This window comes from Streptomyces sp. NPDC002870, assembly GCF_042888505.1.
Lineage (GTDB): Bacteria > Actinomycetota > Actinomycetes > Streptomycetales > Streptomycetaceae > Streptomyces.
In genome coordinates, this window is the sequence record NZ_JBIAPW010000039.1 from 45712 (window position 1) to 71661 (window position 25950).

23 protein-coding genes and 1 pseudogene are annotated in these 25950 nt (G+C 71.0%); 15 read left to right on the forward strand and 9 right to left on the reverse strand.

Features of this window, described 5'->3' with window-relative positions:
• Window positions 1-63 precede the first annotated feature (63 nt).
• Window positions 64-480 carry an organic hydroperoxide resistance protein gene (locus ACFYWY_RS32655; RefSeq protein WP_389193252.1) on the forward strand — a complete coding sequence of 139 codons (417 nt, stop codon included), beginning with the start codon at window positions 64-66 and terminating at the stop codon, window positions 478-480.
• Window positions 481-735: 255 nt separating this feature from the next.
• On the opposite strand, the gene ACFYWY_RS32660 is transcribed toward ACFYWY_RS32655, so the two are convergent.
• Together ACFYWY_RS32660 and zapE are read right to left on the reverse strand one after the other, a co-directional pair.
• A complete protein-coding gene (locus ACFYWY_RS32660; RefSeq protein WP_389193255.1) occupies window positions 736-1161 on the reverse strand; it encodes an OsmC family protein in 426 nt (141 codons plus the stop codon).
• 42 nt (window positions 1162-1203) lie between these two features.
• Window positions 1204-2274 carry a cell division protein ZapE gene (gene zapE / locus ACFYWY_RS32665; protein WP_389193258.1) on the reverse strand — a complete coding sequence of 357 codons (1071 nt, stop codon included), beginning with the start codon at window positions 2272-2274 and terminating at the stop codon, window positions 1204-1206.
• A 37-nt stretch (window positions 2275-2311) separates the two neighbouring features.
• On the opposite strand from zapE, the gene ACFYWY_RS32670 reads away from it, so the two are divergent.
• The 9 genes and pseudogenes from ACFYWY_RS32670 to ACFYWY_RS32710 form a co-directional block, all read left to right on the forward strand.
• The gene (locus tag ACFYWY_RS32670; protein WP_389193261.1) at window positions 2312-3106 is read left to right on the forward strand and encodes a pyrimidine reductase family protein; all 795 of its coding nucleotides are present in this window, start codon (window positions 2312-2314) and stop codon (window positions 3104-3106) included.
• A gap of 115 nt (window positions 3107-3221) precedes the next feature.
• Window positions 3222-3692: an indole-3-glycerol phosphate synthase gene (locus tag ACFYWY_RS32675; RefSeq protein ID WP_389193263.1), complete on the forward strand. Its 471-nt coding sequence runs from the start codon at window positions 3222-3224 to the stop codon at window positions 3690-3692.
• 84 nt (window positions 3693-3776) lie between these two features.
• A complete protein-coding gene (gene murC, locus ACFYWY_RS32680) occupies window positions 3777-5186 on the forward strand; it encodes a UDP-N-acetylmuramate--L-alanine ligase (RefSeq protein ID WP_389193265.1) in 1410 nt (469 codons plus the stop codon).
• A 13-nt stretch (window positions 5187-5199) separates the two neighbouring features.
• Window positions 5200-5607 carry a peptide-methionine (R)-S-oxide reductase MsrB gene (gene msrB / locus ACFYWY_RS32685; RefSeq protein ID WP_389193268.1) on the forward strand — a complete coding sequence of 136 codons (408 nt, stop codon included), beginning with the start codon at window positions 5200-5202 and terminating at the stop codon, window positions 5605-5607.
• 194 nt (window positions 5608-5801) lie between these two features.
• Entirely contained in the window at window positions 5802-6257 is a 456-nt protein-coding gene (locus ACFYWY_RS32690; protein ID WP_389193271.1) for a CU044_2847 family protein, read from the forward strand.
• Window positions 6247-8529, forward strand: a complete 2283-nt coding sequence (locus ACFYWY_RS32695; protein WP_389193274.1) for a trypsin-like peptidase domain-containing protein — start codon at window positions 6247-6249, stop codon at window positions 8527-8529. Before ACFYWY_RS32690 ends, ACFYWY_RS32695 begins: the two co-directional genes overlap by 11 nt.
• Complete coding sequence (locus ACFYWY_RS32700) at window positions 8526-9518, forward strand: AAA family ATPase (RefSeq protein ID WP_389193277.1); 993 nt, start codon at window positions 8526-8528, stop codon at window positions 9516-9518. Before ACFYWY_RS32695 ends, ACFYWY_RS32700 begins: the two co-directional genes overlap by 4 nt.
• 2 nt (window positions 9519-9520) lie before the next feature.
• The gene (locus ACFYWY_RS32705) at window positions 9521-13249 is read left to right on the forward strand and encodes an SAV_2336 N-terminal domain-related protein (protein ID WP_389193280.1); all 3729 of its coding nucleotides are present in this window, start codon (window positions 9521-9523) and stop codon (window positions 13247-13249) included.
• A gap of 112 nt (window positions 13250-13361) precedes the next feature.
• Window positions 13362-13501: pseudogene (locus ACFYWY_RS32710) on the forward strand (peptide-methionine (R)-S-oxide reductase); the annotation flags it as partial.
• A gap of 33 nt (window positions 13502-13534) precedes the next feature.
• Here ACFYWY_RS32710 and ACFYWY_RS32715 read toward each other — a convergent pair.
• On the reverse strand, window positions 13535-13924 hold the full coding sequence (locus ACFYWY_RS32715) for a VOC family protein (protein WP_389193283.1): 390 nt from the start codon (window positions 13922-13924) through the stop codon (window positions 13535-13537).
• A 56-nt stretch (window positions 13925-13980) separates the two neighbouring features.
• On the opposite strand from ACFYWY_RS32715, the gene ACFYWY_RS32720 reads away from it, so the two are divergent.
• The 3 genes from ACFYWY_RS32720 (at window position 13981) to ACFYWY_RS32730 (ending at window position 16942) form a co-directional block, all read left to right on the forward strand.
• Entirely contained in the window at window positions 13981-14622 is a 642-nt protein-coding gene (locus ACFYWY_RS32720; protein WP_389193285.1) for a nucleoside/nucleotide kinase family protein, read from the forward strand.
• Between the two features lie 207 nt (window positions 14623-14829).
• Window positions 14830-15783, forward strand: a complete 954-nt coding sequence (locus ACFYWY_RS32725) for a hypothetical protein (protein WP_389193288.1) — start codon at window positions 14830-14832, stop codon at window positions 15781-15783.
• A gap of 37 nt (window positions 15784-15820) precedes the next feature.
• Entirely contained in the window at window positions 15821-16942 is a 1122-nt protein-coding gene (locus ACFYWY_RS32730) for an aminopeptidase P family protein (RefSeq protein WP_389193291.1), read from the forward strand.
• Between the two features lie 36 nt (window positions 16943-16978).
• Here ACFYWY_RS32730 and ACFYWY_RS32735 read toward each other — a convergent pair whose 3' ends face one another.
• Window positions 16979-17983, reverse strand: a complete 1005-nt coding sequence (locus tag ACFYWY_RS32735) for an aldo/keto reductase (RefSeq protein ID WP_389193294.1) — start codon at window positions 17981-17983, stop codon at window positions 16979-16981.
• 44 nt (window positions 17984-18027) lie between these two features.
• Window positions 18028-19773 (reverse strand): malto-oligosyltrehalose trehalohydrolase, encoded by a 1746-nt coding sequence (gene treZ / locus ACFYWY_RS32740; RefSeq protein WP_389193296.1) that lies wholly within the window; start codon window positions 19771-19773, stop codon window positions 18028-18030.
• Window positions 19774-19863: 90 nt separating this feature from the next.
• Here treZ and ACFYWY_RS32745 point away from each other — a divergent pair, with 90 nt between their 5' ends.
• Complete coding sequence (locus ACFYWY_RS32745) at window positions 19864-21228, forward strand: GH1 family beta-glucosidase (RefSeq protein ID WP_389193299.1); 1365 nt, start codon at window positions 19864-19866, stop codon at window positions 21226-21228.
• 2 nt (window positions 21229-21230) lie between these two features.
• Here ACFYWY_RS32745 and ACFYWY_RS32750 read toward each other — a convergent pair whose 3' ends face one another.
• Both ACFYWY_RS32750 and ACFYWY_RS32755 read right to left on the reverse strand, forming a co-directional pair.
• On the reverse strand, window positions 21231-22469 hold the full coding sequence (locus tag ACFYWY_RS32750; protein ID WP_389193301.1) for an MFS transporter: 1239 nt from the start codon (window positions 22467-22469) through the stop codon (window positions 21231-21233).
• A 57-nt stretch (window positions 22470-22526) separates the two neighbouring features.
• Window positions 22527-23423, reverse strand: a complete 897-nt coding sequence (locus ACFYWY_RS32755; protein ID WP_389193303.1) for a GNAT family N-acetyltransferase — start codon at window positions 23421-23423, stop codon at window positions 22527-22529.
• Window positions 23424-23731: 308 nt separating this feature from the next.
• Here ACFYWY_RS32755 and ACFYWY_RS32760 point away from each other — a divergent pair, with 308 nt between their 5' ends.
• A complete protein-coding gene (locus tag ACFYWY_RS32760) occupies window positions 23732-24280 on the forward strand; it encodes a DUF1707 and FHA domain-containing protein (protein WP_389193306.1) in 549 nt (182 codons plus the stop codon).
• Window positions 24281-24527: 247 nt separating this feature from the next.
• Here the strand turns inward: ACFYWY_RS32760 and ACFYWY_RS32765 are convergent, their stop codons facing one another.
• Together ACFYWY_RS32765 and ACFYWY_RS32770 are read right to left on the reverse strand one after the other, a co-directional pair.
• Window positions 24528-25106 (reverse strand): DUF6817 domain-containing protein, encoded by a 579-nt coding sequence (locus tag ACFYWY_RS32765; protein WP_389193308.1) that lies wholly within the window; start codon window positions 25104-25106, stop codon window positions 24528-24530.
• Between the two features lie 27 nt (window positions 25107-25133).
• Window positions 25134-25886 carry a sulfite exporter TauE/SafE family protein gene (locus ACFYWY_RS32770; protein ID WP_389193311.1) on the reverse strand — a complete coding sequence of 251 codons (753 nt, stop codon included), beginning with the start codon at window positions 25884-25886 and terminating at the stop codon, window positions 25134-25136.
• Window positions 25887-25950: the final 64 nt, after the last annotated feature.

Sequence of the window (25950 nt, forward strand, 5' to 3'; positions counted from 1 at the left end):
GCAACTGAATTGTGTGCCACTATCTCTTCAACGGTTCCCCACGGACGAAGAGGGATGCAACTCATGGACGCGATTTACACCGCTGTCGCCACTGCCAACGGTCGCGAAGGCCGTGCCGTCAGCTCCGACGGACATGTCGACCTGCCGCTCGCCCACCCCAAGGCCCTCGGCGGCAACGGCCAGGGGACCAACCCCGAGCAGCTCTTCGCCGCCGGTTACGCCGCCTGTTTCGCGAGTGCGATGGGCGCCATCGGCCGCATGGAGAAGATCGACGTCAAGGACGTCTCGGTGACCGCCGAGGTCAGCATCGGCAAGGACGCCGCCGACGGCGGCTTCGCCCTGTCCGTGGTCATGCGCGTCGAGTTGCCCGACCACCTCCAGGGCGAGGCGGGCCGCGACCTCCTGGAGAAGACCCACGCCTTCTGCCCCTACTCCAAGGCCACTCGCGGCAACCTGCCGGTCGAGCTCGTCATCGAGTAGTCACGCTGCGCGCGGGGACGGACCCGCGGGCGAATCCGGGCGGTTGCCCGCAGGTCAGTCCTGCGGCGCAGCCGCTTCCGGCGTTCGGCCCGCGGCCCGCGGGCTGCGCGAACATCAGGCAAGTCCCGTGGGCCCCCATGCCGAATGCCATGGGGGAGGACAGGAGATATGACCCGCACGTGTGCATCACGCGATTGACTACACGTGAACCGTGCGGGCCACGACGCCTCTGTCAGTTGCTCAGTCGACGCCGAGTCAGGCGAGCGAAGCGCTCAGGGTGATCGTCGTACCCGACAGCGCCTGGCTGACCGGGCAGTTCGCCTTCGCGTCCTCGGCAGCCTTGACGAAGTCGGCCTCGTCAAGACCGGGCACCTCACCCTGCACGGTGAGGTGGATACCGGTGATGCCGGTGCCGGGCTGGAAGGTCACCTCAGCCTGGGTGTTCAGCCGGGTCGGCGGAGTGCCGGCCTGGGAGAGCCCGTGCGAAAGGGCCATGGAGAAGCAGCTGGAATGGGCGCCGGCGATCAGTTCCTCGGGGCTGGTCTTGCCGTTGGCCTGCTCGGCGCGCGACGGCCAGGAGACCGGGTAGTCGCCGATGCCGGAGGAATCGAAGGTCACGGTGCCCGTGCCCTCGGTGAGGTTGCCCTCCCAGATCGTGTGCGCCTGACGCTTGGTGGCCATGATGCGAATCCCTTCTACGAAAGGTGGGTTACGCCCCCGAACCTACTGGTCCACCAAGCCTTTTGCGTCCCGCGCCAGCGCAGTGAGGCGGGAGATCGCCCGGAAATACTTCTTGCGGTAACCGCCGTTCAGCATTTCTTCGCTGAACAGTCGGTCGAAGGGCTTGCCCGAGGCGAGCACCGGAACCTCCCTGTCGTACAGCCGGTCGGCGAGCACGACCAGCCGCAGCGCCGTCGACTGGTCCGCAATGGGCTGTACATCGGTGAGGCAGACGGCGCGCAGACCGTCGGTGAGCGCCCCGTACCGGCTCGGGTGCACCTTCGCGAGGTGCTCCAGCAGCTGCGGGAAGTCGTCGAGGGACGCGCCGTCGGTCGCGTACGCGGTCTTGGCGACCTGTTCCCCGGAGTACGGGGGAGGGGCCTCGGGCAGTCCGCGGTGGCGGTAGTCCTCGCCGTCGATGCGCAGCGGGCGGAAGTGCGCGGAGAGCCCCTGGATCTCGCGGAGGAAGTCGGCGGCGGCGAACCGGCCCTCGCCGAGCTTGCCGGGCAGCGTGTTCGAGGTGGCCGCCAGCGCGACGCCCGCGTCGACCAGCTTTCCGAGCAGCGTCGAGACGAGGACGGTGTCGCCCGGGTCATCCAGCTCGAACTCGTCGATGCAGAGCAGCCGGTGCGCGCTGAGGGTCTGCACGGTCTGCTGGAAGCCGAGTGCGCCGACGAGGTTCGTCAGCTCCACGAAGGTGCCGAAGGCCTTCAGCGACGGGTCGGCCGGGGTGGCGTGCCACAGCGAGGCGAGCAGATGCGTCTTGCCGACGCCGTAGCCGCCGTCGAGGTAGACCCCGCGCGGTCCGGTGGGCGCCGCGGGCTTCCTGGCGAACCACCTGCGCCGGCCCGATCCGCTCGCGTGCGCCCCGCCGAGGCCCGCCGCGAACGAGGCGAGGACCGTGACCGCCTCGCTCTGGCTGGGCTGGTTCGGGTCGGGGACGTACGTATCGAAGCGCACCGAGTCGAAGCGCGGCGGCGGCACCATCTCGGCGACCAGCCGGTCGGCGGGGACATGAGGCTCGCGGGCGCACAGGGACAGCGGGGCCGCTTCGGTTATGGCACTGGTCGACACAGTTCCCAACTGTAAGGGCCGTGCCAGACTTCAACGCATGCGCCGTCTGCTCCCTGTGACCGACCAGACAGCCGCCGTGGACCGGGAGTGGTCCCTGGACGAGCTGGCCGAGGCCTACGCGTATCCCGTCGAAGAGACCGGGTCCGGGGGAGGGGCCGGTGGCGCGGGCCGGGCCTGGCTGCGGGCGAACATGGTCTCCTCCCTGGACGGGGCCGCCCAGCACGAGGGGCGCTCCCAGCCCATCTCGTCCGACACCGACATGCGGATCTTCGGCACGCTGCGGGGACTCGCCGATGCGGTGGTGGTGGGCGCGGAAACGGTACGCCTGGAGGGCTACCGCCCGGCCCGCGCCCGGGAGGCCTTCGCGCAGCGGCGGGCCGCGGCCGGTCAGGGCCCCGCGCCCGCGATCGCCGTGGTCAGCGCCTCGCTCGACCTCGACTATTCGCTCCCGCTGTTCGCCGAGCCGCTCGTCCCGACGCTGGTGCTGACCGGGGCCGCGGCGCCCCCGGACCGTATCCGCGCGGCGGAGAAGGCGGGCGCGGAGGTGGTGATCGCCGGAGACGGGCCGGGGGTGGAGCCTGCCAGAGCGGTACGAGCACTGGCGCAGCGCGGTCTGGTGCGGCTGCTCACCGAGGGAGGGCCGCGGCTGCTGGGGCAGTTCGTCGCGGCCGGGGTACTCGACGAGCTGTGCCTGACTGTGTCGCCGATGCTGACGGCAGGTGACGCACAGCGGATCGCGGGCGGCCCGGCGCTGGCCGTTCCGGAGAGGTTCGCCCTGGCTTCTGTACTGGAAGAGGCGGGGTTCCTGTTCACCCGCTACCGTCACATCTGACAATCAGCGGAATTTGTCGTTCCGGTTAGCTTCGGCCGATGCTCCGGCCGGGCACACTTAGTCTCGCAGACCCCGTGCGGGCACGGGGGATGGTTCCGCAGAAGGGCTGCCTGCCGTGTTCACAAGCGTATTGATGATCGAGAAGCCCCTGACCTCCGAAGACGTGGAATTCGTCACCACCCTGCACGGTGATGAGGCTGTCTCGTTCTTCGTGCTGATGCAGCCCCGCGGCGACCAGGCCGATGTGCTGCTGCGAGCCATCGACGACGTGGCCATCGGCGAACTGAAGGAAGCCGTCCGCGAGGGCGAGGAGCCGGAGGGGCGGGCCGCCAAGGCCCCCGCAGAGCGCGCCCTGGACCATTCGCTCGCCGCGCTGCGGGCCGCCGGCTGCGAGGCCGTGGGCCAGGTCGTCGAGGACCATCCGCTGGACAGGATGAAGGCCGCCGTCGACGAGTCGGGCGCCGACGAAGTGATCGTGCTGACCGCGCCGCACTATGTGGAGGAGTTCTTCCACCGGGACTGGGCCTCCAGGGCCCGTCACAAGGTCGGCGTACCGGTGCTCAAGCTATTCGCGCACAGCGAATAGGCTGGACCCTCGCACGTAACCGGTGAGCCTTGCTCGCTGATCTTGCTCGCTGATCTTGCTCGTACATCTTGGGGAGACACACGCATGGCACCCGCCGTCCCTAGCGCCATGGAACGCCCGCACTTCATCGGCATCGGCGGCGCCGGAATGTCGGGCATCGCGAAGATCCTCGCCCAGCGCGGAGCGAAGGTCGCGGGCAGCGACGCCAAGGAGTCGGCGACGGCAGAGGCCCTGCGGGCGCTGGGCGCCACCGTTCACATCGGGCACGCGGCCTCGCACCTCGCGGACGATGCGACCTGCGTGGTCGTCTCCAGCGCCATCCGTCCCGACAACCCGGAGCTGGCACGCGCCGCCGAGCTGTCCGTCCCCGTCGTCCACCGTTCCGACGCGCTGGCCTCGCTGATGACCGGCCTGCGCTCGATCGCCGTCGCCGGTACGCACGGCAAGACGACCACCACCTCCATGCTGGCCGTGGCGCTGACCGAGCTGGGCCTCGACCCCGCCTACGCCATCGGCGGCGACCTCGCCGGACCGGGCACGAACGCCCGCCACGGCGAGGGCGACATCTTCGTCGCCGAGGCCGACGAGAGCGACCGCAGCTTCCAGAAGTACGACCCCGAGGTCGCGATCGTCCTCAATGTGGAGCTCGACCACCACGCCAACTACGCCTCGATGGACGAGATCTACGACTCCTTCGAGACGTTCGTCGGCAAGGTCGTCCCGGGCGGCACACTGGTGATCACCGCCGACCAGGCCGGCGCCGTCGAGCTCACCTCCCGTATCCGCGACCTGTCCACGCTGAAGGTCGTCACCTACGGCGAGGCGGAGTCCGCGGACGTCCGTGTCCACAAGGTCACCCCGCGCGGCCTCACCAGCGAGGTCACGGTGCTGCTGAACGGGAAGTTCCTCACCTTCACGGTCTCGGTCCCCGGCCGCCACTACGCGCACAACGCCGTGGCCGCACTCGCCGCAGGCGTCGCGCTCGGCATCCCGGCGCACAACCTCGCGTCGGCCATCGGCAAGTACACCGGCGTCAAGCGCCGCCTCCAGCTCAAGGGCGAGGCCGCGGGCGTCCAGGTCATCGACTCGTACGCCCACCACCCGACCGAGATGACCGCCGACCTCGAAGCGATGCGCGGCGCGGCGGCGGACGCCCGGCTGCTGGTCGTCTTCCAGCCCCACCTCTTCTCCCGAACCCAGGAACTCGGCACGGAAATGGGCCAGGCCCTCGCCCTGGCCGACGCGTCCGTGGTCCTCGACATCTACCCGGCCCGCGAGGACCCGATCCCGGGCATCACCAGTGCCCTGATCATCGACGCGGCGCGCGCGGCGGGCGCGGAAGTGACGGCCGTGCACGACAAGGCGACCGTGCCGGACGTGGTCGCGGGAATGGCGAGGCCCGGTGATCTGGTTCTCACCATGGGCGCGGGCGACGTCACGGACCTCGGTCCGGACATCCTGAAGAAGCTCGACCCGGCCAGCCTGTCGAACTGAGGGAGCCGTTCTCATGTCGTACGACATCGAAAAGCCGGACGAGCAGTGGCGCGCGGAGCTGTCCCCCGCGGAATACCAGGTCCTGCGGAAGGCCGGCACGGAGCCCGCGTTCGTCGGTGAGTACACGGACACCAAGACGGCGGGCGTCTACTCCTGCCGGGCGTGCGGCGCGGAGCTCTTCCGCTCCGACACGAAGTTCGAGTCGCACTGCGGCTGGCCGAGCTTCTACGACCCGAGGGACACGGACGCGGTCGAGCTGATCGAGGACCGCTCGCACGGGATGTCGCGCACGGAGGTACGGTGCGCGCGGTGCGGGTCGCATCTGGGCCACGTCTTCGAGGGCGAGGGCTATCCGACCCCGACCGATCAGCGGTACTGCATCAACAGCATCTCCCTGCGGCTGACGCCGGACGAGGACTGACGCTGGGCGCACACGGGATTGCGTGCCCACGGGTGCCGACTGCGCGTCCATTGCCCGTGGAGGGGTGGTCGGATGTGCCTGGTCACCCCAAGACCAAGATCCGCTCTCGTAATAGGTGCTCGCACCGAGCTGGAAGACGATCAGATCTCGCGGACTGACCCACCCTGCCCGGGCTCTTCGGGCAGACTGTCCGAATGGCTGACTTCGTCGAATTCGCCTTCGAAGACGGGACACTTCTTGCTCTTCAGGTCTTCGATCCCCTTCCGGCCTCCCTCGCGGGCCCAGAGGACGGGACCGATGACGACGAGGAGGCGGTGCCCGGGTTCGGCAGGTCCCGTCCGGTGGCGAGGGGCGCGCGGGTCGTGGCAGCCACCGAGGGAGCGCTGAGCGCGCTGCTCGCTCCGCTGGTGCCCCTGCTGCAGCGCGTGCACGACACCGTCGCCGCCGTGCCGGACGCTCCCGACGAACTGTCCGTCAGTTTCGGACTGCGCGTCAGCCAGGACCTGAAGCTCGGCGTGGTAGGCGCCACCGGCGAGGCCACCATGACGATCACCGCGAACTGGCATCTGTCTCCTTCGGCCGCGCAGGTCCCGGCCGCCGCGTCTGCCGACACGTCCGCCGGCTCCCCGTCCGGTGTCCATGCGCGGTAAGGGGCGGCGATGGCTGCGTACGGGGGACGCGGGGGCCCGGCCTTCCCTGGTCTCCGTGCTCGGCGGTGCCCGCGGCAAGGTGGTCGGCAGCGGCGTCTACCTCGGTGAGGGCCGCGTCCTCACCTGCTCCCATGTAGTCAACGAGGCCCTCGGCCGGGACTGGTTCGCGCAGGACGAGCCGACGGGCCAGCCGGTCGAGGTGGCCTTCCCCGCCGGGGAGTCCTGTGCCCCGCTCGCCGCCCGCACCGTCACCTGGATACCCGCCCGCTGTACGGTCTCGGGCGCTGCTCCACCCCGGCCCGCGCGGACCGGGGACGCCACCTGGTACGGCGACCTCGCACTCCTGGAACTGGCGGGCGGCGCACCGGCGTCCGTACGGCCAATGGACTGGGCGAAGATGGCCCAGGGCCAGGAGGTACGGGCGTGGTACGCGGGCGGCCAGCCCTTCACCTATGCCGACGGCTCCGTGCAGTCCTGTGACGAGTGGCTCGGCTTCGTCGACTCCCAGCTGCGAGGAGCGGCCATTGGGCCGGGCTACAGCGGCGGCCCGCTCTGGTGCGAGGACCAAGAGGCGGCGGTCGGCATCGTCCTGGGTGTCATGGAACCGCCCACGGGCCGGTTCGCCTCCGCCCAGGTGATCCGCAGAACCATCGTCCTTCCCTGGCAGGCCATTCAGGCCGAGTTACACGCCGGTACGCCGCAACTCGCGGCCGTGCCCCCTCCCGCCCCGCCGGGTGGACGGCCTCTCGCGCCGGTGGACCCCGCCACCCGGCACAGTCTCACCGCCCTGGTGGCCGGTCTGCTCGCCGACCCCGGCAAACGCACCGAGCAGGGCCGTCGGCTGGCCGACGAACTGGACCTGGACACCACGCAGGCCGTTCCCTCCGTCGACGACATCGTGGAGATCCTGCTCACCCGGCACCGGGCGATCGCCACCTTCACAGAAGGACTGCCGGCCGGCGACCGGGCGAATGCCCAGAAGCTACTGGCGTTCGGCCGCGCCGCCCTCATCCCCGGGCTGCTGTCCGTCCGCGAGCACGCATGGCTCCTGGACCTGCTGTCCAAGGACGTACGAGGCCGCTTCCCGGAAGCGGCACGCGAAGCCCTTCCGCACACGACGCTCTTCGACGAACCGCCCGCGCTCGCAGATCCGCCGCACCACGAGGCGTCCGACACCATGACCACGAGCGCCACAGATGCCACGACCGCCATCGACGTGGACCGGCTGATCGCGGCGCTTGAGGAGTTCTGGGGCGACAGCGCACCCGTACCCGACGGATCACCACGGGTCCCCGCTCTGCTGCGTGCGGTGGAGTATCTGGCCGCCACCTGCGGGCCGAAGCAGATGCGTGACTTCTGGGAGTGGTCCGAGCAGGTGGCGCACCGGCTCGGGGTGGCGCGGGAGGCGCTGAGCGAGCGCCGGGACGACGGCGCCGACTGGGCGCGGCGGCGGCGCGAGCGCACCGGTCCGCCCAGCCCGCGGCTGACCGTCCGGCTCACCCGCTGCTCGGCGGAGACGTACCGCTGCGAGGCCTGGTACGACCCCGGAACCGGAAGCAGCGGTACCGAGCGACAGGTGGTGGCCGACGACGAGCCACACGAATGCGCGGAGATCGTCCGTCTGCTGCACCGCGTCCTCGTCCGCGAGACCGCGTCGGCCGGCCCTCCCGCCGTGGTGCCGCTCGTCGAAGTCCTGCTCGACCCAGAGGACTTGGACGTGGCCGTCGACCAGTGGGAGAACGAGGCGTCCCCCTACGAGGTCCCACTCGTCCTGGGCGCGGAGTACGCCGTGGTCGTCCGCTGCCCCGAAGTGCGCCGTCGGGCACCGGAGTCCGTGCAGCACTGGCGGTCGCGCTGGGCGGAGATCGACCGCGGCGGACTGCTGCGCCTCGACCACCGGCACACGACGCCCCGTCAGGTGTACGGGCTGCTCAAGGCCGATCTCGCCGTGGCCCGCGTCATCATCGACTGCCCGCCGCAGCACCGGGCCGCCCTGCGGGCCGTATGCCTGGTCCTCGGCGTACCCGTGGTCGTCTGGGACCGGCAGGCCACGCACGGCACGCCCAGCGACCAGCTGACCGCGCTGCTGCTCAACGGGCCGGTGCGGACCCTGCCCCACCGCGTACGCCGACACCGGGCCCGCGCCCTCGCCGAGAGCGAGGGGACGACCGGGACCGCCACCCTCGTCCCCGCACTGGTCTGGGACGACGCCTCGCGTCCGCCCCCGCGTCCCTTCTGGATCGATCCCACCGTCGAGGAGCCCACCCCATGAGCGGAGTGACAGACACGCGGCAGCGCCCGGAGAGCGACGGCTGGCGTCTCTTCCGGGGCGACGGCCAGGTACGCCAGGTCGTAATGCCCGAGCCGCCTCCCTGGCGGAGGTTCGGCCATGACGACATGGAGCAGCCCGGTGCGGCGCCGACCGATCCGCACCGCCCCTATCTCATCGACCAGCCGCAGATCGACGTTGTCAATGCCGCCCTGCACCTGCGCCGCCCGCTGCTGGTGACCGGGCATCCCGGGACGGGAAAGTCCTCCCTCGCGTACGCCATCGCGCACGAGATGGCGCTCGGCAAGGTGCTGCGCTGGCCGGTGAACAGCCGGTCCACGCTGGCCGAGGCGCTGTATCAGTACGACGCGGTGGGACGGTTGCGGGAGACCAGCCTGAGCCGAGACCAGGGCGCGCAGCCGCCGGACATCGGGCAGTTCATCCGGCTCGGCCCGCTCGGCACCGCCCTCGTACCGGGCGGGCATCCCCGGGTGCTGCTCATCGACGAACTCGACAAGGGCGACGTCGACCTGCCCAATGATCTGCTGACCGTCTTCGAGGAGGGGGAGTTCGAGATCCCCGAACTCTCGCGGCTGCCCCTCGGACAGGACCAGGCTCTTGTGCACACCGTCCACGGAGCGGACCCGCAACTGGTGGTGGGCGGCCTCGTCCGCTGCCGCGAGTTCCCCGTCGTGGTGATCACCAGCAACGGCGAGCGGGAGTTCCCTCCCGCGTTCCTGCGGCGCTGTCTGCGCCTCGACCTGCCCGACCCCGACGAACGCCGGCTGCGCGCCATCGTCGCCGCCCACCTCGGCCCCGACGCGGTGTCGCGGGTGGACGATCTGATCCGGCTGTTCCTGGCGCGCCGCGCCCCCGGGGAACTGGCCACCGATCAGCTGCTCAACGCGGCGCATCTCCGCCTCGGCGGCGTGGATCTCGACGCCAAGGGACTGCTCGAAGCGGTGCTCCACCAACTGGGCGGAGCGGTGTAGGCATGCCGGAGCGGGTCCTTCGCATCCTCCAGCTCCTCGGCGAGCAGACGACCGCCGAGGAGCTGGCCGAGGTGCTGTGGCTCGCGGAGCGCGTCCCCAAAGGAGAGAACGCGCCGCTCGCGCTGGCGCTGATGCGGGAGAGCGGGGACGCCGCCGCCCCGGCCGCCGAGGAGACCGGTGCGGGTGCCGCGTCCCCGCCCGTGCATCCGCCGCCCCCACACGAGGAGGCGCCGCCGTCTGAACTTCATGCGGCACCTGAGCTGCCCGAAGCCGAAGGCGAGGCGGACGACGACTCCGGAGATGCCGCAGGCGCCGACGACAGTGACCCCTTCTCGGATGCCGGTGCCGAAGGTGAAGGCGAGGGTGAAGGCCAGGCACCCGAGCCGCAGCCCGCCCCGGAACCCCCCAGAGCGCTCTCCATCCGCATCGCGCACCCCCGCTCCCTGTCCGGCTCGCTGGTGACGGCACGGGCGCTCCGTCCGCTGAAGCGCTATCGGCCCAACCCCCGCCGGCACGAGATCGACGAGGCCGCCACGGCCGCCCGGATCGCGCACACCGGCGTCCTGGATGTCGTCACGCGTCCTGGAAGGGAGCGTTGGCTGGATCTGTCGCTCATCGTCGACGACAGCGGATCGATGCTCCTGTGGCAGCAGCTCTGCACCGAACTGCATACGCTCTTCGAACGGCTGGGGGCCTTCCGCCAGATCCGCACGTGGGGGCTGAGGCTTGGGGACGGCCGGACGCCGATGCTGTCCCCCCGGCCCTTCGGGGCGTCACAGAGCCTGCTGCGGCCTGCGGTACTCGTCGACCCGTCCGGACGCACCATGACCCTCGTCATCTCGGACGGCGCGAGCCCCGAGTGGCGTACGGGTGCGATGGAGGAGCAACTCGCCCGGTGGGCCTCGTACGGACCCACCGCGGTGATCCATGCGCTGCCCCCGCGGATGTGGGCGGGTTCGGCGCTGCCTGTACGGCGCTGGTCGGTCCACGTCCCGCATCCGGGCGCCGCCAACAGCGAGTGGCGCGTCCGGGACACGCTGCTGCCGCCCGAACTGAGCCGGTTCACCGGCAGCGCCGTCCCGGTCCTCGAACCGAAGCCACGAGAGCTGGCCGCCTGGGCCCGTACGATCGTGGCCGGCGGATCGAGCAGCGTACTGTCGCTGTGGGATCCCCAGGCCGCCCACGCGAGCATCGAGCCGACCGAGGTGTCGAGCGATCAGGCGGTACGGCAGTTCCGCCGGACCGCGTCCCCGGAGGCGTACCGGCTCGCGGCGCATCTCGCCGCCATCGCGCCCCTCACGGTGCCGGTGATGCGGCTGGTCGCCGAAGCCGTTCCCTGGAGCGCCACGACGGCGCACCTGTCGGAGGTCTTCCTCGGCGGGCTGATGCGCCTGGCGGAGAACGCGCCGCCCGATGCCGCCGCACCACGGGGCACCAGGAGCTTCCGGCACAGCCAGCGGGTCTTCTCGTTCACCGATGAGGCTGCCGACATCCTGTTGGACGCGGTGCCGACCCCCGAGGTCGTCGAGACGGCCCGCCAGGTGTCGGTCCTGATCGGTGAACTCATCGGACAGGCACCGGAGTTCGCGGCATGGCTGAACCGCCCGGACGGCACCGACCTCCTTCCGGAGCATGCGCAGAGCTTCGCCTGGCTCGGCTCGGCCCTGCTGCAGCGCTTGGGGCTGACGGTTCCTGCGGGTCCGGACTGGGACGAACCGCCGATCGTGCTGGAGGAGGAACCCCGCAGAAGACGGAACGCGTTCTATCTCCACATGCCCTACGTGGGGTTCTCGTCCAGCCCCCGGCCGGAATTCCCCTGGCAGCAGCTCACGGCACGGGACCCCAAACAGGTCGGCGACTACGACCTGTTGGGCTGGGCGCCGACCTCGGGTCGCAGCAACCGGGCCTCGGGTCTCACAAGCGTCTATCTCGGGCGCAACGCCGACGGCTTCAGAGCGGCCGTTCGCCGTGCAAGTCCCAACTGGTCCGACGATACCGAGAGTTCGACTGCCGAGAGCTCGAATCAGCTTGTGCTCGTGGAGGCGACCGCTCTCGGCAGATTCGATCACGCCTGCCTGCCGGCCCTTTTCGACCATGAGGCGAACGCGGCCCGCCTCTGGACGGCTGCCTCGCCGGTCACCACCCGCTCCGGAGGCAGAGCTCTGCATCTGGCCGAGGTCGTCTCCGCAGCCGGGTCGCTCGGCGTCGACGCCACGCTCATCCTCGGTCAGCGCCTCGCCTCCGCGCTGGCGCACAGCCACAGCGTCGGTGTCGTCCACGGCCGCCTGTCACCCCGGCACATACTGCTCACCGGCGACAACCCCGTCATCATCGGCTGGCATCGTGCGACCGTCGACGGACAGCCGCCGCAGCCGGACGCGGAGCCGGCGCAGCCCGCGGACGACCTCAGGGCGCTGGCGGCGATCCTTGCCCATGCGGCGCTCGGCGACGACTGGCCGGCGCCCCGCTACACCGAGTACGACGGCAGCCTGCAGGGCCTCGACGAGGCCGACTGGTCCCTGTCCTTGCCCCCCTCGTCGGTGGATCCGGCAGTCCACGCTCTGATCGACCGCTGTCTGCGCGGCCCGGCCGACGCACCTCCCACGGCCGTGGGCGTCCTCGCGCTGCTGCGCGACCGGATGCCGCGGCAGCACGCCGTCGCCCCCCGGCTCCGGGCCTGGCTCTCCCCCTCCGCGCTGGAACTGATCGACGACGCAGAGCTCCTCCGGAAGCGGCCACGTACTACAGGCCGCCGGGAACCGTTCGGCGCGCAGGTCCCCGTGACGCGCCAGGAGCCGCCGACCGAAAAGACGCCGTCCCGTGTCGGCGCCAACTCCCGGAAGTGGCAGCTGTTTCCGGGATCCGTCCAGCCGCCACGCGGGCTGAAGCGCCTGACACGCCGTCCCTCGTCCGCCGTACTGCAGCCACGTGCCGGTCTGCCCGGCCCTTGCGTCGCTGTCATCAGCCCCCATCACGGCTCCGGGCGCAGCACCGTCGCGGTGCAGCTCGCGTCCGCGCTCTCAGCGAGGGCGACCGCGGGACGCGGTGGGCGGGAACCCGTCTTCATGCTGCCGGTGCACCGACTGCTGGGCGTCTTCGGATACCGCCTGCTCGACGCCGACCCCTCAGCCGTCACCGCCCAGTTCCCGGCCGGTGCCGGACACATGCCGTCCTACGCCAACGGCTGGGCCACGCTCGCCGACTCCCGAGGGGCGCAGTTCCTGTACGGGCTGGTGCCCGCCAACGCGGTCGTACGTCTGGACACCTCGACCGTCCGGCGGGCCGTCGACTGGCTCAGGTCGTTCGGCACGGTGGTCGTGGACGCCGTCGGCACCTTCCTGCCGCCCGGCGACAGCCTGCGCAGCCTGCTCGGCGAAGTCCAGCACGTGGTCGTCACCACGACCGCCCGGCAGGAGCACCTCGACGCAGTCCAAGGCCAGTTGGACTGGCTGTCCGGGCACGGATACGAGCGCCTCATACGCAAGGCGACGGTCGTCCTGTCAGACGTGGACGGCCCGGCGAGCGGCGATGTCCGGACGGCGGGCGGGCGGTTCGAAGGCAGGGTGCGGAGCGTGCACACCATCCCGTACGACATCGCCGTCCATCGCCGCGGCCTGGTCGCCCACTCCCAACTCGATGGCGCCACGCGGCTTGCGTTCGACGAGCTCGGCCGTGCGGTCGGCGCCGCCTTGGACTCCGAAAGGCCCGGCCGACGGCGAGATAGGCGCTGAGCGTCAGGGATCGGGGCGTCCTCGCCCGGCAAGTCAGCGTCCGGGTCCCCGAGCGCGTGAGTAACAGCATCTCCGCGATGCCGGCCATCTGAGGCCGTTGGGTTGAATGAGATGCGGCTGGCCGAGCTTTTTCGGCCCGAGGACACGGACGCGGTCGAGCTGATCGAGGACCGCTCGCACGGGATGTCGCGCACGGAGGTACGGTGCGCGCGGTGCGGGTCGCATCCGCCAAGCGCGGTCGCCGGCGCAGGGACTCGAGGGCACGTTCGGTCATGCGGCCAGACGCTATTTGGGCTGCAGCAGGTCCCAGCGGTTGCCGTACAGATCCTCGAAGACCGCCACCGAGCCGTACGTCTCGTGCCGCGGCTCCTCCAGGAAGCGCACGCCCGCCGCCGTCATCCTCGCGTGGTCGGCCGCGAAGTCCTCTGTGTGCAGGAAGAAGCCGACCCGGCCGCCCGTCTGCGCGCCCACACTCGCGTTCTGGGCCCCGCCCTTGGCACGGGCCAGCAGCAGCGCGGTGCCGTCGCCCGCCCTGCGTGGGCGGACCACCACCCAGCGGCTGCCGTCCCCGCGGTCGGTGTCCTCGACCAGCTCGAAGCCGAGCGCGTCGGTGTAGAAGGCGATGGCCTCGTCGTAGTCACGGACGACGAGGGTGACCAGGGCGATGTAGGACATGCGCTCACGTTATACGTATGACGAAGATCGATCAACGCGATGGAACAATGCGCACCATGCATGCACCACCTCCGCCGCAGTACCCACCGCACGTCCTGTACCGCGCCCGCGCCCTCGCCGTCCCCGGTCGGCGCCTCGTCCTCGGCATCGCGGGAGCCCCGGGCGCCGGGAAGTCGACCCTCGCCGCCCACATCGTCGACGCCCTCGACGGACTCGCCGTCCTCGTCCCCATGGACGGCTTCCACCTCGCCCAGGCCGAGCTCGAACGCCTCGGCCGCGCCGGCCGCAAAGGTGCCCCCAACACCTTCGACGCCGCCGGATACGCCGCCATGCTCGCCCGGCTGCGTGCCCCCGCAGCGGACGCCACGGTCTACGCACCCGCCTTCGACCGGGCCCTCGAGGAGCCGATCGCCGGGAGCATCGCGGTCGCCCCCGACGTCCCGCTCGTCGTCACCGAGGGGAATTACCTTCTCCACGACGAAGGCCCCTGGGCGCAGGTCCGGCCCCTTCTCGACGAGGTCTGGTACCTGGAGATCGACGACGCCGTGCGCGTAAGCCGCCTGGTCGACCGGCATGTGCGGTTCGGCAAGCAGCGGCAGTACGCCGAGCGCTGGGTCCACGACTCCGACGAGCCCAACGCCCGGCTGGTGGCCCGCGGCCGCAACCGCGCCGACTTCGTGGTCACGCAGTCCCCGTAGTGCCCATGGGGCGACGAGGGCCGCCGCACGCTCCGGCCCGCGGCCACGCCCCTGGCCCGCACCGCACGCCCCAGACGCCGTACCCCCCCGCGCGCCCCGCGGCTGCGCCCCGGCCCCCCGCACGCCCCCGGCCCGCGGCGAAGGAGCCGGACGGGGTCGGTACGCTCGAAGCCCTGGCACGCGAGCGAACGAGCGAAGGCGGTTGACGTGGGGTTGTTCCGGCGAGGGCCGAAGCGCGACGGACGCGATGCACCCCGGGACCCCGAGTTCTCCTTCTTCTCGGCCGACGAGGGCACCCGCTTCCGCGCCCAGGTGCGCGAAGCCTTCGCTGAATCGGGCCTGGAGGTGACTGTCTACGCGGACGTGGTGACGGACAGCGCCGGCCGCCAGTTCGGCCTCGCCAACCTCGCCGCCGTCTGCCACAACGACGACCGGGGGCCGCGGTCCTGGTCCGAACTCGTCCGCCAGCACGTCGGGATGGTGCTGCGCACCATGGACGCCCCCTCCGCGCTGGACACCCTGCCCACCGAGCAGATCCGCGCCCAGCTCTACCCCCGCGTCGTCGGCCGCGACGGCTTCAACCCGGAGAACTTCGGCTACGCACGCCCCCTCGCCCCCGGCCTGTACGAGATCATCGCGCTCGACCTCCCGGAGAGCGTCATGATGCTCACCGACGAGGCCCTGGAACCCCTCGGCGACGTCCAGTACCTGCGCGACCAGGCGCTCTACAACCTCAGGGGACTGCCCGTCGAGGGGCACGAGACCGTCAAGGACGCCGAGGGCATGCGCTTCGAAGTGGTCCTCGGCGACTCCTTCTACACCGCCAGCCGGGTCCTGGCGCTGGACAGCGTCGTACGACAGGTCACCGGGCAGCAGCTCACCGCCGACGGCGCGCTGGTGGCCATGCCCTTCCGGCACCAGCTCGCCTTCCACGCCATCCACGACGCCGGGATGATCCCCGCCCTCAACGCCATGGCCTCCTTCGCCGCCTCCGGCTACGCCGACACGCCCGGCGCCATCAGCCCGTACGTCTACTGGTGGCGCGACGGCACGCTCACCCAGCTCAGCGACCACGACGAGGACGGCGAGGGACTGCGGATCGTGGTCGGCGACGAGTTTCAGGAACTCCTCGAGCGGCTGGTGGCCAAGGGCCAGGACTGAGTTCGCGCGCCCCACGAGCTGCGGGCAGGATGGCCCCATGTCCACGACGCCCGCGCCCTTCACCGCCGCCGACTACCAGGCCCGGATGGTCCGCGCCGCCGACTCCGCAGCCGAGGCGGGGCTCGCCGGACTGCTGGTCGCGCCCGGCCCCGACCTCACATACCTCACCGGCTACCGGCCCGCGATCACCGAGCGACTGACCCTGCTCGTTCTCGCCGCGGGCCAGGACCCGGTCCTCGTCGTCCCCACGCTGGAGGCCCCGGACGCCGAGCGGGCCGACGGCGCGGCCGCCCTGACCCTGCGGGACTGGACCGACGGCAAGGATCCGTACGCCGTCACCGCGCCGCTGCTTGATGTGGACGGGCGCTTCGGCATCAGCGACAACGCCTGGGCGATGCATCTGCTCGGCCTGCAGAAGGAGTTGCCGGGGAGCTCGTACGTATCGCTCACCGAAGCGCTGCCGATGCTGCGGGCCGTCAAGGACGCGGCCGAGCTGGAGCGGCTGGCCGCGGCCGGCACGGCCGCGGACGCGACGTACCAGGAGATCCTCAAGGTCCGCTTCTCCGGCCGGAAGGAGACGGACGTCGCGGCTGATCTCGCCGCGCTGCTCAAGCACTTCGGCCACTCCCAGGTCGACTTCACCGTTGTCGGCTCCGGGCCGAACGGCGCCAATCCGCACCACGAGGCCGGGGACCGCACCATCGAGCACGGCGACATGGTCGTCCTCGACTTCGGCGGCCTCAAGCACGGCTACGGCTCCGACACCTCCCGTACCGTCCATGTCGGCGAGCCGAGCCCCGCCGAGCAGCACGTCCACGACGTCGTGCAGGAGGCGCAGCGGGCCGGGGTCGAGGCCGTGAAGCCGGGCGTGGCCTGCCAGGAGATCGACCGCGCCGCCCGCGAGATCATCGAAGAGGCCGGGTACGGCGACCTGTTCATCCACCGCACCGGCCACGGCATCGGCGTCACCACGCATGAACCGCCGTACATGATCGAGGGCGAGGGGCGGCCGATGGTGCCCGGGATGTGCTTCTCCGTGGAGCCGGGGATCTACCTCCCCGGGCGCTTCGGCGTCCGCATCGAGGACATCGTCACGGTCACCGAGGACGGCGGCCGCCGCCTGAACACCACCTCGCGTGAGATGGCGATCGTGGAGTAGCGGGGCCCCTTTCCCGGCCCCTCGGCTCGGCCGTGCTCAGCGCGGGTCGTGGTGACTGTGGCGCGCCAGCATGTCGTACGGATACGGCAGCGGGCGCGCGCTCGCCGCGTCCAGCTTCGCCGTCTGGTCCGCCGTCAGCTCCCAGCCGACCGCGCCCAGATTGTCCGTCAGCTGCTCGGCCGTACGCGGCCCGATGATGGGCGCGGTCACCGCCGGCCGCTGTGCCAGCCAGCGCAGCGCCACCTGCGACGGCCTACGGCCCGCTTCGCCGGCCACCTCGTGCAGCGCGTCCAGCACCCGCCAGGTGTCCTCGGTGTCCCGCTCGCGCCAGCCCTCGTTCCCCGACCGCTCCTGGAACCGGGCCTCCCGGGAGTCGGCCGGCACGGACTCCATGCCGCGCCGGTACTTGCCGGTCAGCCAGCCGCCCGACAGCGGGCTCCACGGAATGACGCCGACGCCCTCGGCCTCGCACAATGGCGCCAGTTCCCACTCCAGCTCGCGGCGCAGCAGGTTGTAGAGGGGCTGGAGACACACATAGGGCTCCCACCCACGGTGCCGGGCCGTGTCGAGGGAGCGCTGCAACTGTGAGGCGGACACATTGCTGGCGCCCACATAGCGGACCTTGCCGGCCTTCACCAGCGTGTCGAGCGTGGCGAGGGTCTCCTCGATCGGCGTCGTCGGATCCCACACATGCGTCTGGTAGAGATCGATGTAGTCCGTGCGGAGACGGCGCAGGCTCGCCTCCACCGCCGCCACGATGTGCTTGCGGCTCAGCCCGCCGTCGTTGGGTGCGTCGCCCATTCGCCCCCACACTTTGGTCGCGACGACCAGGTCGTCGCGGCGGCGGCCTTTGAGCCAGCGGCCCAGGATTTCCTCCGAGCCGCCGCGTCCGTACATGTCGGCTGTGTCGATGAAGGTGCCGCCCGCCTCGGTGAAGGCGTCGAGGATGCGATGTCCGCTCGCGTCGTCGGCGAAGCTCATCGTGCCGAGACAGAGCTCGCTGACGCGCAGACCTGTCCTGCCCAGATTCCGTTGCCTCATAGCAGCGACAGTAGAAGTTTGAGTCCGCTCGAAGGCAAGGGTTTTCAGTCGTCTGCCAGGACGACACAGGACTCCGGCGGCAGGTGCAGCAGACCGTCCGCGCCCGGCGCCTCGACCGGCTCCCAGGCGGCCAGCACCCGGCCGCCGCCGCCCAGCGGGATCGCGGCAGGATCCTTGGCGAGATTGACCGCGACCCGCAGATCGCCGCGCCGGAAGGCCAGCCAGCGCGCCTGTTCGTCGTACGCCACCTTCACCGCGGCCAGATCGGGGTCTGCCAGATCGGGCTGCGTACGGCGCAGCGCGATCAGTTCGCGGTGCCAGGCCAGCAGCCGGGCGTGCGGCTCCCGCTCCCGCTCGGCCCGGTCCAGACAGGAGCGCTCCCTGGTCCGCGGATCCTGCGGGTCGGGGATCTGCTCGGCCTCCCAGCCGTGCGCCGCGAACTCCCGCCGCCTGCCGGCCCGTACGGCCGCGGCGAGTTCCGGATCGGTGTGGTCGGTGAAGAACTGCCAGGGCGTGCGGGCGCCCCATTCCTCGCCCATGAACAGCATCGGCGTGAAGGGCCCGGTCAGCACCAGCGCGGCCGCACACGCCAGCAGCCCGGGGGAGAGGTTGGCCGAGAGCCGGTCGCCCAGCGCCCGGTTGCCGATCTGGTCGTGCGTCTGCGCATAGCCGAGGAAGCGGAGTGCCGGGGTGCTCGTCACATCGACCGGACGGCCGTGCGTACGGCCACGGAAGGACGAGTACGTGCCGTCGTGGAAGAAGACGCGGGTGAGGGTCTTGGCGAGGGCCGCGAGGGGAGCGGCGGCGAAGTCGGCGTAGTAGCCCTGGGACTCACCGGTCAGAACGGTGTGCAGGGCGTGGTGGAAGTCGTCGTTCCACTGCGCGTGCAGACCGAGGCCGCCCGCCTCGCGCGGCCTCGTCGTCCGCGGGTCGCACAGATCCGACTCGGCGATCAGGAACAACGGCCGCCCGGTCTCGCCGGAGATCGCGTCGACGGCAGTCGACAGCTCCTCCAGGAAGGTCAGCGCCCGGGTGTCGGCGAGGGCGTGCACGGCGTCCAGACGCAGGCCGTCCAGACGGTGGTCGAGCAGCCAGGCCAGCGCGCTGCCCACCAGATACGCACGGACCTCGTCCGAGCCCGGGGCATCGAGGTTGACGGCCGAACCCCACGGTGTGTGGTGGGTGTCGGTGAAGTACGGGCCGAAGGCGGGCAGGTGATTCCCGGACGGGCCGAGGTGGTTGTGGACCACGTCCAGCACCACCCCCAGGCCGTGCCCGTGCGCCGTGTCGACAAAGCGCTTGAGCGCCTCGGGCCCGCCGTACGGCTCGTGCACAGCCCACAGCGACACGCCCTCGTAGCCCCAGCCGTGCACCCCGGGGAACGGGCACAGCGGCATCAGCTCGATATGCGTGATTCCCAACTCGGCCAGCTCGCCGAGCCGTTCGGCCGCCGCGTCCAGGGTGCCCTCTGCGGTGTACGTGCCGATGTGCAGCTCGTACAGCACCGCGCCGCCGAGCCCACGCCCCGCCCACGCATGCCGCCACTCGTACGCACTCTGGTCGACCACCGCGCTGAGACCGTCCGGTCCGTCCGGCTGGCGCCGAGAGCGCGGATCGGGCAGCACGGGACCCCCGTCCAGCGCGAAGCCGTACCGCGCGCCGTCGCCCGCGTCGGCCTCCGCGTGCCACCAGCCCGCTCGCCCCTCGGCACGCGCCATCGGGCGCTCCTCGCCCTCCAGCCACAGCGTCACCTTGTCCTCGGCCTGCGGCGCCCACACCTCGAACAGCACTGGCGGTCCCCTCGTAGTCTCTGCCGAACTACATCCTGGCAAGATCGGGGTCTAGAGGCAGTGACGTTGGGCCCATTAAGGTCACGAACCATGTCGATGCCGCCGCCGCTGCCCGCGTTCCCGCCCGGTTTCCTCTGGGGCGCGTCCGCCTCCGCCTTCCAGACCGAGGGGGCCGCCGACACCGACGGCAAGGGGTCCTCCGGATGGGACGCGTTCGCCGCCCAGGGCCGGATCAAGGACGGTGCCGACGCCTCGCGCGGCACCGGCTTCCACGCCCGCTACCGCGAGGACGTGGCCCTGCTCGCCGGACTCGGCGCGGACGCCTTCCGCTTCTCGGTCAGCTGGCCGCGCGTCGTCCCGGGCGGCAGCGGACAGGTGAACGCCGCCGGGCTCGGCTTCTACGACCGGCTCGTCGACGAACTGTGCGCCCACGGCATCACGCCCGCGCCCACCCTCTACCACTGGGACACCCCGCTCCCGCTGGACGAGGCCGGCGGCTGGCTCAATCGCGACACGGCGGCCCGGTTCGCCGAGTACGCGTCCGTGGTCGCCGAACGGCTCGCCGACCGCGTACCGATGTGGATCACGATCAACGAGCCGGCCGAGGTCACCCTGCTCGGCTACGCCCTCGGCGAGCACGCGCCGGGCAAGCAGCTCCTCTTCGACGCGCTGCCCGCAGCCCACCACCAACTGCTCGCCCACGGCCTCGCCGTCCAGGCCCTGCGCGCGGCGGGCGCGGCGAACATCGGCATCGCCGTCTCCCACTCGCCCGTGTGGCCCGCGGGGACGAGCGAGGAGGACCGGTTGGGCGCGGAGCTGTACGACACGATCACCAACTGGATGTTCGCCGACCCGATCCTGACCGGCCGCTACCCCGACGAGAACTTCGCCGCCCTGATGCCGGGACCGGTCGCAGAGGATCTCGCCGTCATCTCCGCCCCCCTCGACTGGTACGGAGTTAACTACTACCACCCGATGCTCGTCGGCGCGCCGTCGAACGACGCGCTCGGGGACTTCGCGGGCGTCGGCATGCCCGCCGAACTCCCCTTCGGGCTGCGGGACATCGAGAGCGACGAGCGCACCGACTTCGGCTGGCCGGTCGTCCCCGACGGGCTGCGGGAGCTGCTCGTACGGCTGAAGGACCGGTTCGGCGACGGCCTGCCGCCGCTGTACATCACCGAGAACGGCTGCTCGTACGACGGCCTTGACGACCCTCGTCGTATCGCCTTCCTCGACGCCCATCTGCGCTCGCTGCACGAGGCGATCGGCGCGGGAGTCGACGTACGCGGCTACTTCACCTGGTCGCTCACCGACAACATCGAGTGGGTCGAAGGATCTTCCCAGCGCTTCGGCCTCGTCCACGTCGACTACGAGACGCTCGAGCGCACCCCGAAGGCGTCGTACGCCTGGTACCGGGACGCCATCGCCGCCCAGCGCTCAGCGCCTCAGAAGTGAACTCACGGCACTGAGCGGATCTTCCAGACCAGCACCCCGCCGAGGACCGTCACCACCGTGGCGGTCAGATACAGCCCGGCGTACCCGCCCGCGTACGCCACGATCGGCGCGGCCAGCGCCGGGCCGAGGACCTGTGGCGCAGAGTTGGCGACATTGATGACGCCCAGATCCCTCGCCCGGTCGCCCGCCCGCGGCAGCACCTGCGTGATCAGCGCCTGGTCCACCGCGATGTACACCCCGAAGCCGAGCCCCAGCAGCGCCGCGGCGCCCATCACCACCGGCCAGGTGTGCCACAGCGTCAGCATCAGCGAGGCCACCGCCATCAGCGCCGAACCCACCGACACCAGGGCCTTGCGCCGTCCCAGCCGGTCCGAGACCACCCCGCCGGCCACCGCCGTCACCACCACGCCCGCCGTGTACAGGAGCGTCAGGATCAGCACGCCCTCGTCCGGATCGGGGTAGTGCACCGCGTCTTTGAGGAAATACAGCAGATAGAGCGTGCCCATCGCATTGCCGAGCATCACCAGAAAGCGGGTGACCCAGGCCCAGCCGAAGTCCGGATACACCCGCGGGCTCACGACGAAGTCCTTCAGCCGCACCGGCTCCCGGGCGGGGAGCGGCACTTGAGGGTCGGGAGTGAGCAGGACGAACGGCACCGCGCACAGCACGGTCAGTGCGGCCAGCAGCAGATAGCCCGTGGCGATCCCCGTCACCACTGTGGTCACAAGCAGCGCGCCGACCACCAGACCCAGCGTCATCGGAATCCCGATGAACCCGGAGACCGCCGCCCGCTGACGCACCGGCACCAGGTCCGGCACCACCGCGTTGGTGCCGGCGAGCATGGCGTTCAGGCCGAGCTGCGCCAGGCACCAGCCGAGCGCGACCCCGACGACCGTCGTCTGCGCCGCGGTCACGGCGAGTCCCACCGCGCCCACCACAGCCCCGCCCAGGATCCACGGCCGGCGGCGGCCGAAGCGCCCGACCGTACGGTCCGAGAGCGCCCCCGCGAGCGGATTGGCGACCACGGCGACGAGCGCCCCGACACCCGTCGCCCAGCCCAGCGCGACCTCCTTGCCCGACGGGTCGAGCGCGTCTATCTGCTCGGCGAGCAGTATCTGGATCGGGGTGAGAAAGGCCATGAACAGGCCCAGGTTGGCCAGTACGAGAGCGGATATCCAGCCGCCGCCGACGCGGATCCGTGGCTCGGAGTGCAGCACTTGCGTCGTCTCTTCCGTCGTCATCGGCGGCTCGCGATCAGCTCGGGGGTGTCCGGAGCTTACGGACACCCCCGAGCTTGCTCAATGCTGCGAGCCGGGAAGGAAGTGGATCCGCTCCTGCACGATGGGATGCCCGGCCCTGGCGAAGTTCGCGGCCATCGGGAAGTTGCCCTGATCGGTGGCGCCCGCGATGAACTCCGCGCCCCGCTCGGCCAGGAAGTGCGTGCATTCCGCGAGCAGGTCGTACGCATAGCCGTTGCCGCGCTGCTCCGGCACGACGCCGATGAAGCCGACGCACGGGCCTGACGGATTGTGCGCCGGGACCTGGATGCCGACCAGCTCACCCCGAGGCGTGTACGCCAGCTGCCACCACTCGCGGGGCGACGGGCACCAGTGGAAGAAGTCCAGCTCCTCCTGGGCGGCCCGGTCCGGTCCGCCCTCGTCGATGGCGAGCAGCGCGTGCGCGTCGAGCGTGACGGAGTGGATGCGGCGCAGCACGTCGAAGATCACGGCGTCGTCGGGCTCCGGCCGGAACTCCAGCCGCCCGGGCCGCTCGGGCAGGCCGCACTCCGGCGTCCAGCGGTACTGGTACCGCTCCACCAGGACCTTCATGCCGGCCGCTGTCGCGGCCCGGATCCTGGCCTCACCGGCAGCCAGGGCGGCCGGGTCCTCGCGCCAGCCGGCGGGCAGGATCAGTACGTACTCGACCTGGAACGGGGAGGTGCGCAGCAGCTCGGCGCCCGCCTCCTCCTCGCCTTCGGCGACGTCGAACCAGTTGACGTTGACGGGGGATTCGTCATCGGGGCCGCCCCACCAGGCGGCCCGCGCGACGACCCTGCCGTCGCGCAGCGCGACCCGCTTCCAGCCGGGCCGGTGCGTGGCACGGGCCAGCGCGCGGCCGACGCCGAGCGGGTCGGGCAGGGTGTCGAAGAGATGTGCGTCGCTCTCGGTGAGCGCGCGGACGACCAGTTCGGTCATGGGAGAAGCCTCCGGGAAGATGTGCGGCATGCGCTCCCGGTCAGACAGCGAACGCGCGGTGGACGGGGCGGGAGCGCGGGAGTTGTGTGGTCTGCACTGCTCTCGCCTCCTTCCGTCGGTCCGTGGCGTCGCGATCACGCTAGGCGGCTGGGTGGGGAGCCGTCCAGCGCTTTTTCCTCAGGTCCTCAGGTCCTCGCCTGCGGCGTCACGGAACGAAAGCCTCCGCGCAGGTCAGCAATGTCCCGACAGCGTCCGGGAAAGCCGCTTCATCTGGACACCCCGGGGTCTTCGGCCCGACAATCTCGAATGTGACGTCCTCCTACGAGTTCCACACGTATCCCGCTCGGCTCTCGGATGCCGAGCGCGACCGTGTCCTCGATGTGCTCAGAGAGGGCGCGGTCCAGGGCAAGTTGTCGCAAGACACCTTCATGCGGCGCATGGAACTCGCCCTGGCCGCCCGCCGGCCCGACGAACTCCGGGCGCTCACCGCCGACCTCGGCACCGAGGGCCGATGGTCGCGGCGGCTGTACACCGCGGTGGGCCGCGTGTCCGCCTTCTCGGTACGGCTGCGCAGGGCCTGGCAGGCTGAGAAGCTCCCGCCGCTGCTGCTGCCCGAACCCGGCCCGTACCCGCTGCGGATAGGCCGCGACCCGGCCAACGGACTGCGGCTGAGCCATGACACGGTCTCGCGACTGCACGCCGAACTGAGCAGGCAGGGCAGCCTGTGGATCCTGCGCGACCTCGGCTCGACCAACGGCACTACTGTCAACGGGCGTCGGGTCACCGGCTCGGTCGTCGTGCACGACGGGGACATGGTGGGCTTCGGCCGGATGAGTTTCCGCCTCACCGCGCGCTGACCCTCCCCGAACGGGGCGCTGTCCTTCTGGGAGGGTGCTACGCGATAAGTACGAACTGGGCGCCCACATTCAGTCCCACGTGAGCCGCTGCCCCTTGGACCCGCCGTGAAGCTGCAACTGCTCAGACGTTGGCCTTCCATCTCTGCGCACCCTCCCATCGTGGTCCACCCCGGGTGGACTCGTGCCGGCCAGCGATGGTCGCCTGCGGGTCTGACCCGGGTGTCGGCATCGAATCAGTAGCTCCTGCTCAAACCTGCTCCCCAGCGGTCGACCGCGGAGCACCACCCAGTACGGACTCGCAGTCCTGCCAGGCGGCAGTGCTCAGCAGGGGGCGGAGCCTGGTGAACAGATCCGACAGGTCGCCGCCCCACCGCTCGCGGAAAGCACTGTCGACGTGTGCGATGTCCAGTTCGTTGGCCGTGGTGAGTTCAGCGAAGTCCTTCTTCTCTTGCAGGCTGGGTGCGCGGGTGCAGCTGGTGAATCGATCGTGGAAGCGCATCGCGTGGTCGGTGATCGTTGCGTACGTCGCTTGCCGGTCACAACTCGCGTAGAGGTACACGATGGACTCGGCCTCCGCACCGATGACGTCCTGCAGGCGTGCGCGCTGATGAGGTAGCAACAGGACGGGGGCGAAGCCGCCGGTGCCGTAGAACGCGTGGCACAGGCCGGCGAGCTGCAGCGCGGGGCGGGCGCTCCAACGGACGAGCCTGTGCCGTACCCGGTCGAGGTGGGCCAACAGGGTTCCTCCGGGGTGGCCGAGCTCTTCTGCACCCAGCTCGCGCAGAAGGCGGCGTGCCGCGTGGCTCGGATCGCTGGTCGGGGTCATGGAAGGGCTCCTTCAGCCGCTCGATCGTCATATGGCCACGGCGACGCACGCGGTCACCCCGACCGCGACGATCACGCCGCGCAGAACGTGGGGCGGCAGGCGGCGGCTCACACGGGCGCCGAGGAGACCACCGATGGTGGAGCCGAGGGCGATCACGCCCACGGCTGCCCAGTCCACGTCCGTCACCGCGATGAAGACGGCCGCCGCGACGCCGTTGACCAGTGCGGCGAGGACGGTCTTGGCGGCGTTCAGGCGCCGCGGGTCATCGGGCAGGAAGGTGCCGAACAAGGCCATAAGCAGGAAGCCTTGGGCCGCGCCGAAGTAGCCGCCGTAGACCGCTGTCCCCAGCACTCCGGCCCACACCGGCACGCCCCCGTCCTTGCTCCCGTATCCGCTGCGCTGCTGCAGCCACCCGGTGAGGCGGGGCTGGAGCAGGACCAGAGCGCAGGCGAGCAGGATGAGCACAGGCACCGCAGCCTTGAACGTGCCGCCTGGCAGTGTCAGGAGGAGCAGCGCGCCAGCGAGTCCACCGATGAGTGCCGCGCCACCGAGTCTGAGCAGCCGCGGCCGCTGCCCCCTGAGTTCTCGGCGGTAGCCGTAGGCGGCGCCGAGGACGCCCGGCACGAGGCCGATGGTGTTCGAGACGTTGGCCAGGACGGGCGGCCAGCCGAAGGCGAGCAGCGTCGGGAAGGTGATCAGGGTGCCGGAGCCGACGACGGCATTGATGCCGCCTGCCGCGACAGCGGCGGCCGCGATGGCGGCTGTTTCGAGAGCTTGCAAGGGTCGCCTTCCGGGCACGGTCCAGCGCCGGGGCGCGAGGGATCCGCATGTAGGAGGTGGGCTT